Source organism: Escherichia sp. SCLE84 (genome assembly GCF_012584495.1).
Lineage (GTDB): Bacteria > Pseudomonadota > Gammaproteobacteria > Enterobacterales > Enterobacteriaceae > ECMA0423.
This window is the reverse complement of sequence record NZ_CP051431.1, coordinates 106,983-122,339: the sequence shown is the minus strand read 5'-3', so window position 1 is coordinate 122,339 and position 15,357 is coordinate 106,983. Positions and strand designations below refer to the sequence as shown.

15 protein-coding genes and 5 pseudogenes are annotated in these 15,357 nt (G+C 52.9%); 9 read left to right on the top strand and 11 right to left on the bottom strand.

The features are described from left to right. Positions 1–91 precede the first annotated feature (91 nt). Together HGD79_RS24965 and arsH are read left to right on the top strand one after the other, a co-directional pair. The gene (locus HGD79_RS24965) at positions 92–415 is read left to right on the top strand and encodes a metalloregulator ArsR/SmtB family transcription factor (protein WP_001175593.1); all 324 of its coding nucleotides are present in this window, start codon (positions 92–94) and stop codon (positions 413–415) included. Positions 416–515: 100 nt separating this feature from the next. Next, positions 516–1,226 carry an arsenical resistance protein ArsH gene (gene arsH / locus HGD79_RS24960; protein ID WP_057102336.1) on the top strand — a complete coding sequence of 237 codons (711 nt, stop codon included), beginning with the start codon at positions 516–518 and terminating at the stop codon, positions 1,224–1,226. Positions 1,227–1,301: 75 nt separating this feature from the next. On the opposite strand, the pseudogene HGD79_RS24955 reads toward arsH, so the two are convergent. Beyond that, positions 1,302–2,825, bottom strand: a pseudogene (locus tag HGD79_RS24955) (Tn3 family transposase); the annotation flags it as partial. A gap of 61 nt (positions 2,826–2,886) precedes the next feature. On the opposite strand from HGD79_RS24955, the gene HGD79_RS24950 reads away from it, so the two are divergent. Next, entirely contained in the window at positions 2,887–3,639 is a 753-nt protein-coding gene (locus HGD79_RS24950) for an IS6 family transposase (RefSeq protein ID WP_000602738.1), read from the top strand. A 62-nt stretch (positions 3,640–3,701) separates the two neighbouring features. Here HGD79_RS24950 and HGD79_RS24945 read toward each other — a convergent pair. The 3 genes and pseudogenes from HGD79_RS24945 to aac(3)-IVa all read right to left on the bottom strand — a co-directional run. Then, positions 3,702–3,986 (bottom strand): annotated as a pseudogene (locus HGD79_RS24945) (AAC(3) family N-acetyltransferase); the annotation flags it as partial. Between the two features lie 74 nt (positions 3,987–4,060). Further along, positions 4,061–4,961, bottom strand: a pseudogene (locus tag HGD79_RS24940) (phosphotransferase). Positions 4,962–5,189: 228 nt separating this feature from the next. Then, positions 5,190–5,966, bottom strand: coding sequence for an aminoglycoside N-acetyltransferase AAC(3)-IVa (gene aac(3)-IVa / locus HGD79_RS24935; RefSeq protein ID WP_001199192.1), 777 nt, complete (start codon positions 5,964–5,966; stop codon positions 5,190–5,192). A 113-nt stretch (positions 5,967–6,079) separates the two neighbouring features. Between aac(3)-IVa and HGD79_RS24930 the strand changes: the two genes are divergently transcribed. The 3 genes from HGD79_RS24930 to HGD79_RS24920 are packed head-to-tail and all read left to right on the top strand — an operon-like array spanning position 6,080 to position 8,054. Then, positions 6,080–6,784: an IS6-like element IS26 family transposase gene (locus HGD79_RS24930; protein ID WP_001067855.1), complete on the top strand. Its 705-nt coding sequence runs from the start codon at positions 6,080–6,082 to the stop codon at positions 6,782–6,784. A 5-nt stretch (positions 6,785–6,789) separates the two neighbouring features. Then, complete coding sequence (locus tag HGD79_RS24925) at positions 6,790–7,536, top strand: winged helix-turn-helix domain-containing protein (RefSeq protein ID WP_071448054.1); 747 nt, start codon at positions 6,790–6,792, stop codon at positions 7,534–7,536. Then, a complete protein-coding gene (locus HGD79_RS24920) occupies positions 7,536–8,054 on the top strand; it encodes a FidL-like protein (RefSeq protein ID WP_014839979.1) in 519 nt (172 codons plus the stop codon). Before HGD79_RS24925 ends, HGD79_RS24920 begins: the two co-directional genes overlap by 1 nt. 4 nt (positions 8,055–8,058) lie before the next feature. Here HGD79_RS24920 and HGD79_RS24915 read toward each other — a convergent pair whose 3' ends face one another. The 4 genes and pseudogenes from HGD79_RS24915 to HGD79_RS24895 form a co-directional block, all read right to left on the bottom strand. After that, positions 8,059–8,475 carry a fosfomycin resistance glutathione transferase FosA3 gene (locus tag HGD79_RS24915; RefSeq protein WP_014839980.1) on the bottom strand — a complete coding sequence of 139 codons (417 nt, stop codon included), beginning with the start codon at positions 8,473–8,475 and terminating at the stop codon, positions 8,059–8,061. A 259-nt stretch (positions 8,476–8,734) separates the two neighbouring features. Further along, positions 8,735–9,052, bottom strand: a pseudogene (locus HGD79_RS24910) (IS5/IS1182 family transposase); the annotation flags it as partial. A 34-nt stretch (positions 9,053–9,086) separates the two neighbouring features. Beyond that, positions 9,087–9,962, bottom strand: coding sequence for an extended-spectrum class A beta-lactamase CTX-M-14 (locus tag HGD79_RS24905; protein ID WP_001617865.1), 876 nt, complete (start codon positions 9,960–9,962; stop codon positions 9,087–9,089). 302 nt (positions 9,963–10,264) lie between these two features. Next, on the bottom strand, positions 10,265–10,969 hold the full coding sequence (locus HGD79_RS24895; protein ID WP_001067855.1) for an IS6-like element IS26 family transposase: 705 nt from the start codon (positions 10,967–10,969) through the stop codon (positions 10,265–10,267). Between the two features lie 65 nt (positions 10,970–11,034). Here HGD79_RS24895 and HGD79_RS24890 point away from each other — a divergent pair. The 3 genes and pseudogenes from HGD79_RS24890 to HGD79_RS26760 form a co-directional block, all read left to right on the top strand. After that, positions 11,035–12,549: pseudogene (locus tag HGD79_RS24890) on the top strand (Tn3-like element TnAs1 family transposase); the annotation flags it as partial. A gap of 73 nt (positions 12,550–12,622) precedes the next feature. Then, complete coding sequence (locus HGD79_RS24885; RefSeq protein WP_181728339.1) at positions 12,623–13,009, top strand: hypothetical protein; 387 nt, start codon at positions 12,623–12,625, stop codon at positions 13,007–13,009. Positions 13,010–13,175: 166 nt separating this feature from the next. Then, a complete protein-coding gene (locus HGD79_RS26760; protein ID WP_001027750.1) occupies positions 13,176–13,703 on the top strand; it encodes a hypothetical protein in 528 nt (175 codons plus the stop codon). Between the two features lie 50 nt (positions 13,704–13,753). On the opposite strand, the gene HGD79_RS24875 is transcribed toward HGD79_RS26760, so the two are convergent. From HGD79_RS24875 to HGD79_RS24865, 3 genes are all read right to left on the bottom strand, one after another. Beyond that, entirely contained in the window at positions 13,754–14,161 is a 408-nt protein-coding gene (locus HGD79_RS24875) for a hypothetical protein (protein WP_000074418.1), read from the bottom strand. A 29-nt stretch (positions 14,162–14,190) separates the two neighbouring features. Next, on the bottom strand, positions 14,191–14,652 hold the full coding sequence (locus HGD79_RS24870) for a hypothetical protein (RefSeq protein WP_000185304.1): 462 nt from the start codon (positions 14,650–14,652) through the stop codon (positions 14,191–14,193). 336 nt (positions 14,653–14,988) lie between these two features. Further along, positions 14,989–15,186 carry a hypothetical protein gene (locus HGD79_RS24865; RefSeq protein WP_000710701.1) on the bottom strand — a complete coding sequence of 66 codons (198 nt, stop codon included), beginning with the start codon at positions 15,184–15,186 and terminating at the stop codon, positions 14,989–14,991. Positions 15,187–15,357: the final 171 nt, after the last annotated feature.

Genomic DNA, 15,357 nt, shown 5'->3' with positions numbered 1-15,357 from the left:
ACAAAATCTACGTTTCTAGAATAATCGAAATATAATTCTGGTCAAGATATTTCTGGTATTATCGAAATATCATTAGACAGAGGGTTGTCACATGCAACTGGAAGAAGTAGCTAAAGCACTAAAAGAGCTGGGTCACCCGACCCGTTTGTTCATATTCAAACATCTTGTAAAAGCTGGAGAACAAGGTTTGCCTGTAGGTGAATTGCAAAAGCAGCTTGGCATTCCCTCATCAACGTTAAGTCATCATATTTCAGCCCTGGTATCAGTAGGGCTCGTCACACAAAACCGGGAGAGTCGAACGCTCATGTGTGTCTCTCAATACGAAATACTGGAAGCTATCATCGAATTCTTACGTGAAGAGTGCTGTGTAAACAGTAAAACAGATGTTGCGGAACACGCTGGCAAAAATGGATAAGTAACCGGAAAACTCATAACTGTCATGATTGACGAAAGCTGCATCGAACCGTCTGAATTCAATCCTACTAAAGTCCCGAATCTATAGGGAAAATAAAAAAATGAATAAGCTAAATAATATAGTTCCTGATTTATTTGATGCTGCAATAACTGAGCAAAAAATGGGGATACCGACAATATCTCACCCCCCTCGTATACTAATGCTTTATGGCTCAGTTCGCGAGCGCTCATACAGTCGACTGGCTACAGAGGAAGCAGGTCGTTTGTTAACTGCAATGGGCGCAGAAGTCCGCATTTTTAATCCATCTGGCCTTCCACTTCCTGATGATGCACCGGAGTCTCATCCAAAAGTTATGGAGTTGCGTGAACTGGTTCGCTGGTCTGAAGGAATGGTGTGGTGCTCTCCGGAACGACACGGAGCGATGACTGGTATTATGAAGGCACAAATTGACTGGATACCATTATCTGAAGGTGCTGTTCGTCCTTCTCAGGGAAAAACTCTGGCTGTTATGCAAGTGTGTGGAGGTTCCCAGTCATTCAACACAGTCAACCAGATGCGCGTGCTTGGTCGTTGGATGAGAATGATCACTATTCCGAACCAGTCCTCGGTGGCAAAAGCCTGGCAGGAGTTTGATGACGATGGACGTATGAAACCGTCATCATATTACGACCGCATCGTAGATGTGATGGAAGAATTGATGAAGTTTACATTGTTGACCCGGGCAAATGCTGCCTATCTTGTCGATCGCTACAGTGAACGAAAAGAGTCTGCAGAAGAACTTTCCCGACGGGTTAATCAGAGCAAAATTTGAAGGTTAGTATGAGTGACATACCAGCATTCAACCGCTGTATGAGGGGTCGTTTGCGGGAGGGGGCGGAATCCTACGCTAAGGCTTTGGCCAGCGATATTCTCCGGTGAGATTGATGTGTTCCCATCCGAGCGGCGAAACATGGGCCAAGAGATCGGGCGATAGCAGCTTTCCATCGCGTTTCTGGTTTGCAACGACCTCGCCGAGCTTCATGGTGTTCCAGAAGATGATGATGGCGGCGAGCAGATTCATGCCGGCGATGCGGTAATGCTGGCCTTCGGCGGAACGGTCGCGGATTTCACCGCGGCGGTGGAAGCTGATTGCCCGCTTCAGCGCATGATGAGCTTCGCCTTTGTTGAGCCCGATCTGGGCACGCCGTTGGAGTTCGGCATCCAGAATCCAGTCGATCATGAACAGGGTGCGCTCGACGCGACCGACTTCCCGCAGGGCTGTCGCGAGCTCGTTCTGCCGCGGATAGGAGGCGAGTTTCCGCAGAATCTGGCTTGGCGCGACGGTCCCGGCAGCAATGGTGGCGGCGATGCGCAGGATGTCGGGCCAATTGCGCTCGATCATGGCTTGGTTGACCTTTCCGCCGATCAACGCTCGCAGGTGCGCCGGGGCGGCCGACGGATTGAACGCGTAGAGCCGTTTGGATGGCAGGTCGCGGATGCGCGGAGCGAACCGGTAGCCGAGAATGGCACATGCGGCAAAGACGTGATCGGTGAAGCCGCCCGTGTCGGTGAACTGCTCGCGGATATGGCGTCCAGCATCGTTCATCAGCAGGCCATCGAGGATGTAAGGCGCTTCGCTTGCCGTTGCAGGAATCACCTGGGTTGCGAACGGCGCATATTGGTCGGAGACGTGGCTATAGGCTTTCAGGCCCGGGGTATTGCCATATTTCGCGTTGACCAGGTTCATGGCCTCACCTTGCTCTGTAGCGACGAAGAACTGTCCGTCGCTCGAAGCCGACGTGCCCATGCCCCAGAACCGGGCCATGGGTAACGCTGCCTGTGCCTCGACCACCATGGCCAGCGCCCGGTCATAGGCTTCGCCCTCGACATGCCACCGTCCAATGCGGATCAATTCCCAGAAGGTGTGGGTGTTTGTCGCATCCGCCATTTTGCGCAAGCCGAGGTTGATCCCTTCCGCCAAGATAACGTTCATTAGCCCGATCCGGTCAGCGCAGGGTGCTCCTGTGCGCAGATGGGTGAACGCTTCGGTGAAGCCGGTCGCCGCATCCACCTCCAGCAGGAGATCGGTGATGCGCGTGGGCGGGATCTGCTTGTAGAGATCGAGCACCAGATCTTCGGCGCCTGTCGGCGCGGCGGCTTCGAGTTTCTCGATATGCAGAACGCCGTTTTCAATCGACCCGCCCGGGATCGTGCCTGCGCGAGCGGCACGGCCAAGCTCGCGCAACCGCATGTCGAGGCGAGCTTGCCGGTCTGCCAGCCATTCCTCCGGCCGCAATGGCACAGCGAGACGACCGCCTTCCGCGATGGATTGTGCCGGAACGAGTGCGTGTTTCAGATCGCCATAGCGCCGGGACCTAGTAAGCCAGACATCTCCGGAGCGGAACGCATGGCCTTGTCGCAAATTCTTCAGGTTAACTCGATGTTGACCATGGGGAGAGAAGTTGCCGCTCCTGATATTGCGGAGCGAGCCGATGATTTTGAATACCATTGCCGAAAAGCTGAAGCGCCAGTCGAAGGATGATTTCAAGGGCAGGCATTTCGAGGCCTGGCTGATTGTACAGGCGGTTGCCTGGTACTTGCGCTACCCGCTCAGCTATCGTGACTTGGAAGAGATGTTTCGCGAGCGGGGCTTCGAGGTCGATCATAGCACGATCAACCGCTGGGTATTGGCTTATGCACCTGTCATCGAGAAACGGCTGCGGCAGTTTCGTCGACCCCATTGCGGCTCGGTCCGGATTGATGAGACCTATGTCAAGATCCGCGGCAAATGGCGCTATCTGTACCGAGCCATCGATAAGCATGGCAATCCGGTGGATTTCCTGCTGACCGCTAAGCGCGATCTCGACGCTGCCAAGCGGTTCTTCCGAAAGATGCTTAAAGATGAACCCTTGTTGTCGCCGAACAGGATTGGGACGGACGGGGCCAACACCTTCCCGTCAACGATCAAAACGTCGGTTGATGATGGGCTTCTCCATCCCGATCCCGTGCATTATGTGACCAAACATCTCCAGCAGGGGATTGAGAGCGACCATTTCCGGGTGAAGAAGAACATGCCGAAGATCGGCGGTTTCCAATCCTTTAACACGGCGCGGCGAACCATCGCGGGTTTCGAGGCGATGCTGTGGCTGCGGAAGGGCTTTGGCTTTTCAGGCGGCTGGACCGTCAATGACCAGAATGATTTGCTTGCGCGCCTCTTCGGACTGCAAAAGGTTAACAAAGCATGAAAATACCGGCCTTGGCTGGGTGATAGCTGCCTCCAAAAGTGTTTGCGACACGCCCGGAACAATTCAGCCACTGCACCCATGTTCCGAGTTGGTGTGGTTTGCGGATCGTATGCCGGCATCTCGTTGCGCAAGATCTGCACCCAATCGGCAGGCACGGGCGGCGATCTCCAATCTGCGGGATCAGTCAGATCACCCGAGTGCGTGGGCATGACAATCGTGCCCTGGGGACCAACACAATCCAGAAGGGCCTGAATCACTGCGACCGGCCCTCCCGCGACCCAGCCGAGCGAGCTTAGCGAACTGTGGACGAGAACTGTGCCACCAAGCGTAAGGCCGTTCTCTCGCATTTGCCTTGCTAGGCTCGCGCGAGTTGCTGGCTGAGGCGTTCTCGAAATCAGCTCTTGTTCGGTCGGCATCTACTCTATTCCTTTGCCCTCGGACGAGTGCTGGGGCGTCGGTTTCCACTATCGGCGAGTACTTCTACACAGCCATCGGTCCAGACGGCCGCGCTTCTGCGGGCGATTTGTGTACGCCCGGAGCCGCGGCGATCCTGCAAGCTCCGGATGCCTCCGCTCGAAGTAGCGCGTCTGCTGCTCCATACAAGCCAACCACGGCCTCCAGAAGAAGATGTTGGCGACCTCGTATTGGGAATCCCCGAACATCGCCTCGCTCCAGTCAATGACCGCTGTTATGCGGCCATTGTCCGTCAGGACATTGTTGGAGCCGAAATCCGCGTGCACGAGGTGCCGGACTTCGGGGCAGTCCTCGGCCCAAAGCATCAGCTCATCGAGAGCCTGCGCGACGGACGCACTGACGGTGTCGTCCATCACAGTTTGCCAGTGATACACATGGGGATCAGCAATCGCGCATATGAAATCACGCCATGTAGTGTATTGACCGATTCCTTGCGGTCCGAATGGGCCGAACCCGCTCGTCTGGCTAAGATCGGCCGCAGCGATCGCATCCATGGCCTCCGCGACCGGCTGCAGAACAGCGGGCAGTTCGGTTTCAGGCAGGTCTTGCAACGTGACACCCTGTGCACGGCGGGAGATGCAATAGGTCAGGCTCTCGCTGAATTCCCCAATGTCAAGCACTTCCGGAATCGGGAGCGCGGCCGATGCAAAGTGCCGATAAACATAACGATCTTTGTAGAAACCATCGGCGCAGCTATTTACCCGCAGGACATATCCACGCCCTCCTACATCGAAGCTGAAAGCACGAGATTCTTCGCCCTCCGAGAGCTGCATCAGGTCGGAGACGCTGTCGAACTTTTCGATCAGAAACTTCTCGACAGACGTCGCGGTGAGTTCAGGCTTTTTCATATCTCATTGCCCCCGGACGAGCGTCTGCTCCGCCATTCGCCGTCCGCCGTGCCAATCGGATCAGCCGTCCAAATGCGGGATTTTCGTTAGTCGGAGGCCAAACGGCATTGAGCGTCAGCATATCATCAGCGAGCTGAAGAAAGACAATCCCCGATCCGCTCCACGTGTTGCCCCAGCAATCAGCGCGACCTTGCCCCTCCAACGTCATCTCGTTCTCCGCTCATGAGCTCAGCCAATCGACTGGCGAGCGGCATCGCATTCTTCGCATCCCGCCTCTGGCGGATGCAGGAAGATCAACGGATCTCGGCCCAGTTGACCCAGGGCTGTCGCCACAATGTCGCGGGAGCGAATCAACCGAGCAAAGGCATGACCGACTGGACCTTCCTTCTGAAGGCTCTTCTCCTTGAGCCACCTGTCCGCCAAGGCAAAGCGCTCACAGCAGTGGTCATTCTCGAGATAATCGACGCGTACCAACTTGCCATCCTGAAGAATGGTGCAGTGTCTCGGCACCCCATAGGGAACCTTTGCCATCAACTCGGCAAGATGCAGCGTCGTGTTGGCATCGTGTCCCACGCCGAGGAGAAGTACCTGCCCATCGAGTTCATGGACACGGGCGACCGGGCTTGCAGGCGAGTGAGGTGGCAGGGGCAATGGATCAGAGATGATCTGCTCTGCCTGTGGCCCCGCTGCCGCAAAGGCAAATGGATGGGCGCTGCGCTTTACATTTGGCAGGCGCCAGAATGTGTCAGAGACAACTCCAAGGTCCGGTGTAACGGGCGACGTGGCAGGATCGAACGGCTCGTCGTCCAGACCTGACCACGAGGGCATGACGAGCGTCCCTCCCGGACCCAGCGCAGCACGCAGGGCCTCGATCAGTCCAAGTGGCCCATCTTCGAGGGGCCGGACGCTACGGAAGGAGCTGTGGACCAGCAGCACACCGCCGGGGGTAACCCCAAGGTTGAGAAGCTGACCGATGAGCTCGGCTTTTCGCCATTCGTATTGCACGACATTGCACTCCACCGCTGATGACATCAGTCGATCATAGCACGATCAACGGCACTGTTGCAAATAGTCGGTGGTGATAAACTTATCATCCCCTTTTGCTGATGGAGCTGCACATGAACCCATTCAAAGGCCGGCATTTTCAGCGTGACATCATTCTGTGGGCCGTACGCTGGTACTGCAAATACGGCATCAGTTACCGTGAGCTGCAGGAGATGCTGGCTGAACGCGGAGTGAATGTCGATCACTCCACGATTTACCGCTGGGTTCAGCGTTATGCGCCTGAAATGGAAAAACGGCTGCGCTGGTACTGGCGTAACCCTTCCGATCTTTGCCCGTGGCACATGGATGAAACCTACGTGAAGGTCAATGGCCGCTGGGCGTATCTGTACCGGGCCGTCGACAGCCGGGGCCGCACTGTCGATTTTTATCTCTCCTCCCGTCGTAACAGCAAAGCTGCATACCGGTTTCTGGGTAAAATCCTCAACAACGTGAAGAAGTGGCAGATCCCGCGATTCATCAACACGGATAAAGCGCCCGCCTATGGTCGCGCGCTTGCTCTGCTCAAACGCGAAGGCCGGTGCCCGTCTGACGTTGAACACCGACAGATTAAGTACCGGAACAACGTGATTGAATGCGATCATGGCAAACTGAAACGGATAATCGGCGCCACGCTGGGATTTAAATCCATGAAGACGGCTTACGCCACCATCAAAGGTATTGAGGTGATGCGTGCACTACGCAAAGGCCAGGCCTCAGCATTTTATTATGGTGATCCCCTGGGCGAAATGCGCCTGGTAAGCAGAGTTTTTGAAATGTAAGGCCTTTGAATAAGACAAAAGGCTGCCTCATCGCTAACTTTGCAACAGTGCCATCCCTCACCGCCAGCGCCCTGTTTAACTATTTTCTGCGCCATACCGAGATTGTCAGCCGGGAAGATGTTCTGAAAAAAGTCTGGGATGACAATGGATTAACCTCATCCAACAGCAATCTGAATCAGTATCTCAGCATGCTGCGGAAGACCTTTCGCCATTACGGCGTCGATAACATCATCGTCACCGTCTCGCGCGGCTATTTGCAGCTTAATCCCGAGGTCATTATCGAAGCGCTGGACGACGCGCCGCCGGTTTCACCACAACAGACGCCTGCCGAACCGCCGCCCGTTACGACAACGCCAGACGCACCGCGCTCCGCACATGCTCGCGGGATGTGCTGGTACATGGCCGGAGCCTGCTTGCTCACCATTGCCCTGCTTCTGGTTGCCTTCAGTCTGGTCGGCATCAGTGAATCCCAGCCTATCGCGCTGACCCGCCTCAGCCATAGCCAGTGCGAACTGCTGGCCAGCGATGAAATGCGACGTTCGGTCAGTGAAGAGTCCTACGGCAAAAACTTCGATGAGGTACGCCAGCGGCTGAATATTGCCTGTAAACCCGGTGAACGTTTTCTTTTCTTCTACGGCGATCGGCTCGAAACCAACGGGCTGGGGCGCGTGTTCCTTGCCCACTGCGCCATGCATGAAGATAACCCGTTCAGCTATTGCGATAACTACTTTTACTACTCCTGGAAGCCGTAATGAGACTCGCGCCGCGTCCGTTCTTTGCCCTCTGCGTTCTGGTATTTATTGCCGCCGCCGCGTTTAGCGCCTGGCGGCTGCTGCCTGCCGACAACGCGGGTGTCATGAGCTGTTCCACTAAGGGCATCATGCGCTTTGAGAACATGGACAAAGAGAACGTTAACGGCAATATTCACTTCAATTTTGGCGCGCAGGGTAAAGGCTCGATGGTGGTCGAAGGTTACACCGACTCCGCCGCCGGCTGGCTCTACCTGCAACGCTACGTGAAGTTTACCTACAGCAGCAAACGCATCTCGGCCACCGAGCGTCATTACCGCATCAATCAGTGGGAATCGAGCGCCTCCTCGATTGATGAATCGCCGAACGTGATTTTCGACTACTTTATGCGCGAGATGTCCGACAGCCACGACGGGCTGTTTCTCAACGCTCAGAAGCTCAACGAAAAGGCTATCTTGCTCAGCTCTATCAATTCACCGCTGTGGATCTGCACGTTGAAATCCGGCAGTAAGCTGAACTAACCCGTCAATCAAAAAAGACCATCCCCTTGTAGGGGCGTTCGCGACAGGCGGCCAGCCGCTGCGCCAGATTCCCCACATGCAGCTCCAGCTTATGGCCGTCAGGGTCGAGAAAATAGTAAGACGCCCCTTCACTGCGGTTATCTTTCCATACCTCAGCCCCCGCCTGCGCCAGCAGAGCCACCACCCCGGCAAACTCTTCTTCCGCCACGCTGAAGGCGTAGTGGGTATAGTCGCTTTCCTGAGGGGGCGTTTTACGCCGCTGCTCATCCAGCGACAAGCACAGCCACAGCGCCCCACAGGAGAGATAGGCTCCGCTATCCCAGCTGGCGTGCAGGCGCATTCCAGGTAACTGCTGATAAAATGCCAGGCTTGACGCCAGATCGCTGACCGCCAGCGTCAGATGATTCAATCCCTGCAGCATGACTTTTCCTCCCGTTATCAAACCCTGTTGTAAACTGTGATCGGCGACGCATCCCCTCCCGGCCTCACCTCATCACCGGCTAAAAAGCGCATTTTTTGCGTTTAGCCTGCCATCGGAAACCTGCGCCTCGCCACACTAATCCCCGCTCTATGTTACCCCTTTTTTGAAATCATTTAGCAATCCAATAACATTTCATCCCCCCGGAAAAAGCGGGCTAAAAATCGCCTTATTGAAGACCAAATCAGCACCGACATTACACCGGGCAGCGTAGCGGAACGTTCATCAGAGAAAAAATGGAATCAATAAAGCCCTGCGCAGCGCGCAGGGTCAGCCTGAATACGCGTTTAATGACCAGCACAGTCGTGATGGCAAGGTCAGAATAGCGCTGAGGTCTGCCTCGTGAAGAAGGTGTTGCTGACTCATACCAGGCCTGAATAGCTTCATCATCCAGCCAGAAAGTTATGGAGCCACGGTTGATGAGGGCTTTATTGTAGGTGGGCCAGTTGGTGATTTTGAACTTTTGCTTTGCCACGGAACGGTCTGCGTTGTCGGGAAGATACGTGATCTGATCCTTCAACTCAGCAAAAGTTCGATTTATTCAACAAAACCAGTTACAGCCCTTCGGCGATGATTCTCGCCGCTGAAGCCAGCACATCGCGGCGGCTCTCTGCGTTCTGTTGCGGCTGGGTAAAATAGGTCACCAGAACCAGCGGCGCACGACCCTGCGGCCAGATCACCGCAATATCATTGGTGGTGCCGTAGTCGCCGCTGCCGGTCTTATCACCCACAGTCCACGACGTCGGTAAGCCGGCCCGAATGCTGGCTGCGCCGGTCGTATTGCCTTTGAGCCACGTCACCAACTGCGCCCGCTGGGTTTCGCCCAGCGCATGACCCAGCGTAAGCTGACGCAACGTCTGCGCCATCGCCCGCGGCGTGGTGGTGTCTCTCGGGTCGCCGGGAATGGCGGTATTCAGCGTAGGTTCAGTGCGATCCAGACGAAACGTCTCATCGCCGATCGCGCGGGCAAAAGCCGTCACGCCTCCCGGGCCACCGAGCTGGGCAATCAATTTGTTCATGGCGGTATTGTCGCTGTACTGCAACGCGGCCGCGCTCAGTTCTGCCAGCGTCATTGTGCCGTTGACGTGTTTTTCGGCAATCGGATTGTAGTTAACCAGATCGGCAGGCTTGATCTCGACAGGCTGATTAAGCAGCTGCTTTTGCGTTTCACTCTGCTTAAGCACCGCCGCGGCCGCCATAACTTTACTGGTACTGCACATTGGAAAGCGTTCATCACCGCGATAAAGCACCTGCGTATTATCTGCGGTATCGATGAGCGCGACGCCCAGCCGCCCTCCGCTGCTTTTCTCCAGCGCCGCCAGCTTTTGCTGCACCGCACTCGTCTGCGCATAAAGCGGCGCGCTGCCCAGCAGCAGCGGAATGCACGCCGCCGCCGCGAACATCATCCGTTGCACTCTCTTTGTCACCATCTCAAACTCCCAATACGGTCAATCCGTGTTACATCAGTATTCCCTAAATTCCACGTGTGTTTTTTATTAGCTTCAAAAATCACTATTTCACGAAGAATTTAGACTGCTTCTCACACATTGTAACATTATTTACAACCACCTTTCAATCATTTTTGATAAATCATTGATTTCATCTTTGCTGCAATGATACTTAATAAACTCTGCAAGTTATCCACAGAGCAACACTCAATTTTATTGATGATATTCTTATGGCACTGTTGCAAAGTTAGCGATGAGGCAGCCTTTTGTCTTATTCAAAGGCCTTACATTTCAAAAACTCTGCTTACCAGGCGCATTTCGCCCAGGGGATCACCATAATAAAATGCTGAGGCCTGGCCTTTGCGTAGTGCACGCATCACCTCAATACCTTTGATGGTGGCGTAAGCCGTCTTCATGGATTTAAATCCCAGCGTGGCGCCGATTATCCGTTTCAGTTTGCCATGATCGCATTCAATCACGTTGTTCCGGTACTTAATCTGTCGGTGTTCAACGTCAGACGGGCACCGGCCTTCGCGTTTGAGCAGAGCAAGCGCGCGACCATAGGCGGGCGCTTTATCCGTGTTGATGAATCGCGGGATCTGCCACTTCTTCACGTTGTTGAGGATTTTACCCAGAAACCGGTATGCAGCTTTGCTGTTACGACGGGAGGAGAGATAAAAATCGACAGTGCGGCCCCGGCTGTCGACGGCCCGGTACAGATACGCCCAGCGGCCATTGACCTTCACGTAGGTTTCATCCATGTGCCACGGGCAAAGATCGGAAGGGTTACGCCAGTACCAGCGCAGCCGTTTTTCCATTTCAGGCGCATAACGCTGAACCCAGCGGTAAATCGTGGAGTGATCGACATTCACTCCGCGTTCAGCCAGCATCTCCTGCAGCTCACGGTAACTGATGCCGTATTTGCAGTACCAGCGTACGGCCCACAGAATGATGTCACGCTGAAAATGCCGGCCTTTGAATGGGTTCATGTGCAGCTCCATCAGCAAAAGGGGATGATAAGTTTATCACCACCGACTATTTGCAACAGTGCCACTTCGACGACTACCTGCTGCCGGCCGAGAAGTTCGCCGCACTCAAGCGCGAGCAGGCCCTGCCCCTGGCGATCAACCCGAACAGCGACCAGTACCTGGAAGAGCGTTTGCAGCTGCTGGACGAGCAGTTGGCCACCGTCACCCGCCTGGCCAAGGACAACGAGCTGCCCGATGCCATCCTCACCGAGTCAGGGCTGAAAATCACCCCGCTGGATGCGGCGGTGCCGGATCGGGCGCAGGCGCTGATCGACCAAACCAGCCAGTTACTGCCGCGCATCAAGATCACCGAACTGCTGATGGACGTGGACGACTGGACGGGCTTCAGCCGCCACTTCACCCACTTGAAGGACGGGGCCGAGGCCAAAGACAGGACGTTGCTGCTGTCCGCAATCCTCGGTGATGCGATCAACCTCGGGCTGACCAAGATGGCCGAGTCGAGCCCCGGCCTGACCTACGCCAAGCTGTCCTGGCTGCAAGCCTGGCACATCCGCGACGAAACCTATTCGGCGGCCTTGGCCGAGCTGGTCAACCACCAGTATCGCCACGCCTTTGCCGCCCACTGGGGCGACGGCACGACCTCATCCTCCGATGGCCAGCGCTTCCGCGCGGGTGGCCGGGGCGAGAGCACCGGGCACGTCAACCCGAAGTACGGTAGCGAGCCGGGACGGCTGTTCTATACCCATATCTCCGACCAGTACGCGCCGTTCAGCACCCGCGTGGTGAATGTCGGCGTCCGCGATTCCACCTATGTGCTCGACGGCCTGCTGTACCACGAGTCCGACCTGCGGATCGAGGAGCACTACACCGACACGGCCGGCTTCACCGATCACGTCTTTGCCCTGATGCACCTGCTAGGCTTCCGCTTCGCGCCGCGCATCCGCGACCTCGGCGAAACCAAGCTGTACGTGCCGCAGGGCGTGCAAGCCTACCCGACGTTGCGCCCGCTGATCGGCGGCACCCTGAACATCAAGCACGTGCGTGCCCACTGGGACGACATCCTGCGCCTGGCCAGCTCGATCAAGCAGGGCACCGTCACCGCCTCGCTGATGCTGCGCAAGCTCGGCAGCTACCCGCGCCAGAACGGACTGGCCGTGGCCCTGCGCGAGCTGGGCCGGATCGAGCGCACGCTGTTCATCCTGGACTGGCTGCAAAGTGTTGAACTGCGCCGCCGCGTGCATGCCGGCCTGAACAAAGGTGAGGCGCGCAACTCGCTGGCCAGGGCGGTGTTCTTCAACCGCCTTGGGGAAATCAGGGATCGGAGCTTCGAGCAGCAGCGCTACCGGGCCAGCGGCCTCAACCTGGTGACGGCGGCTATCGTGCTGTGGAACACGGTGTACCTGGAACGCGCCACCCAGGGGTTGGTCGAGGCCGGCAAGCCGGTGGACGGCGAGCTGCTGCAATTCCTGTCGCCGCTGGGCTGGGAGCACATCAACCTAACCGGCGATTACGTCTGGCGGCAGAGCCGCAGACTGGAAGACGGGAAGTTTCGGCCCTTACGGATGCCCGGAAAACCTTAGCGTACGATTTTTTCCGAATTCTGCGGGCTCCCCTTTAAGATTTTGGCAAGCAGTAGCGTCCTCTGGTTTACCCATGAACATGGTAATACGGGAAAAACCATACCAACTTATGGTCGCTTTGATTGCTTTATATACGGCCATCCCTGTTGTTACAATAGTAATTTTATCTGGTCAGCAATCGCATAAGTTGGAACTAATTGCTGTGCATTTCATTACATTTATCACGATGGTGTTTGTTTTGCGTCGTAAGATGGGGAAACGTTGGCTGGATTTATTTGAAGAAAAATTAGCCATTTATAAACCTAATGATAAACTCGCGCTTAGCGAATTACACGAAAGCATACGTGAGAAAAATGGGCTAGACTTGCAGGATCTACAAGATTGGTACTGGAAAGAGAAGATGACATATGCGTATCACAAAGAACATAAAACAACCATAAGCTATCAAAAATTCAAGTAGCATTTTAAAATGTCAGGGGAGGGCTATTGTGATTTATTAAGTCGGCAAGGTTATTAGGTAGGGGTGTTCAATATGATAAATTCTTCGAGTGTGGTTATTTCAAGAGTTGTTCTGGTCCTTTGAGATAGCTAATTATCATTACAGACTTTATCGAAAGGTATGAATTATGAACATTACCGACAAAGAACTTAGCTCAAATACAGTGAGTCAGTATGGATGGAACTTAGGAGAGTTCAATCACTCAACGCCTTTTACATCTCATTTTATTTATATTACCGACTATCATAAAGATAATACATGGATGATTTCACTTTCGCAGGAGGATTTTAATACGACCAAAATTTCAACATCGTTAAGTCTAGATGCCTGTGTGTCCATGCTCGGAAAGATACTAAAAAAAATGTCTAACAAAATCGGTATCTCACAAACGGAAGAATCTGAATTCGCATTTCTTTTAACAAACTATATTAAACAAACTTTGACTTTTAGAGAATGGCAACGCAATGCTGAAGGAAATCAACGACTGCACTTTCTTATTAATATCTACGGTGCAAAAGAAGACGGTGGCGAAGTGGTTTTAAGACCATTTATTGTAAATCCTGATGAATTAATGCTTACTCCAGCGGATGTCGTTGAATTTAATTCGCAGGTTATCAAAGTTGATCGGCAGCGTCATCCTGAGTGGTTCCGTTAACAGGTCACAAGGGTTAAGAGCCTGAAAGGCTGCGATAGGGTATACGCAGCCTATTCTGTATAGCCGTCGCGTAATAATTGTTCTAAATGACTATCGACCGTTTCCTGATCACCAGGAATATATCGAGGCCATCCTGTTATATCGTTGGCGAGTTTCACTATGTATGGATGAAACCCAAACTGTTCGGAAGTGATGTCAATATAATATTGCACTTCTTCGAAATTCAACTCACACCAATAATGGCCAAAGCCACCACACTCTATAAATATACCGCCATCATCTGCACCGTTACCCCCACGGACAACAGCATCTAGACCTTTAGTTTTTGCTAAATAACACACAAGATAGCTTGCAAAAAGGCAAGTGCCTGCCGTCTTCTCTATGCCGCACTCCGTTAAAATTGAAAGTAGCTTTTCATGCGCCACTCTTGCAATGTCTGATACCAATTCCGGGGACATGTTAGCTCCAGTGAAATTGTTAGATCGACTTAAACAGATAATAACTCAATATTTTCATGAAGTACTTGTGGGTTCTTAAACCAATAGCCGGAACCACACATCCAAGGTTCACCTGGGAAAACAAAACCTTCTTGAATAAGGTATTTGCGGAATAGGGGAGGCAGTACATTTTCAATTTTCAAAATGTAATTTTGTTCATCTGCAATACATTTCAATTCTGCAAGAAGCGCTCTAAAAATGCCTGTGCCGGGCTCTTTAACTGAGATAGTTGAAACAACCATGACCGGATATCCCAGGACCGAACACATGCCTGCTCTTGCCCGGATGTAGAGCTCCTCGAAATGGTGTAAGCCGTGTACATGAGAAGACCTTATGGGTATCTTACCATCTGATGCCTGCGTTATAAGGTCGGCGAAAACCTTTTTGATTTTCAGCAAATCTGCCTGAAAATTTTGATCGTTCAAAGGAAAATCAGATTGAGAATTTGTCATTACATATCTTATGTTTTAAAAACTTAACTTTGATAAAGCAAAGGAATACGCTGATCGTCATGTGATCCAAATTGAGCAATGAATTTTAATTCGGAACAGCTAAAGACAAAGCAGTAGGGTGCAATAATTCAGGATGTCGATACTATAAGAAGAATAGTGGTATGAATGTAGCAATTACCTCAATATGAGGGGGGCAACTGTTGATGCTGTACATACATACAGTATTTAACATAATCTTTGTTATATGTACTTATAAATCAATGACATAAGGTTTAAAGATCGTATGATCTACGCACTAGGTCATGGCTTGTAATGAGTGAAAAAAGGTTCAAGATTTTAGAGAAATGCTCCCAAGATCAACATGGCGGCATAAGTTTTCCAGCTTGACCAATCAATCGTGGAACCAAGCAACAGATAGAATGCCAGGCCTACCAGCCCCAGCTTTACTACTATCCCAATTAATATGGTAAAGATAGACTCATCGCGTTCGCCTTTAAGTAATTTACAACGCGTAATTAGATCGTCTTTTTTCATGTAGAATCCCTTAGAGTTATTAAAGTCCTGCATTAGAAGTTGTTACCTGCCGAAGTTACCTCGTATGAGTTAACTGTGGCTCCAAACATACAAAATATAAGCTGTGCCAATTGAAAGGATTAGAAAAGCACAGTTACTAATAAAATCTACTAATGCTTGTAGCTTCTTTAG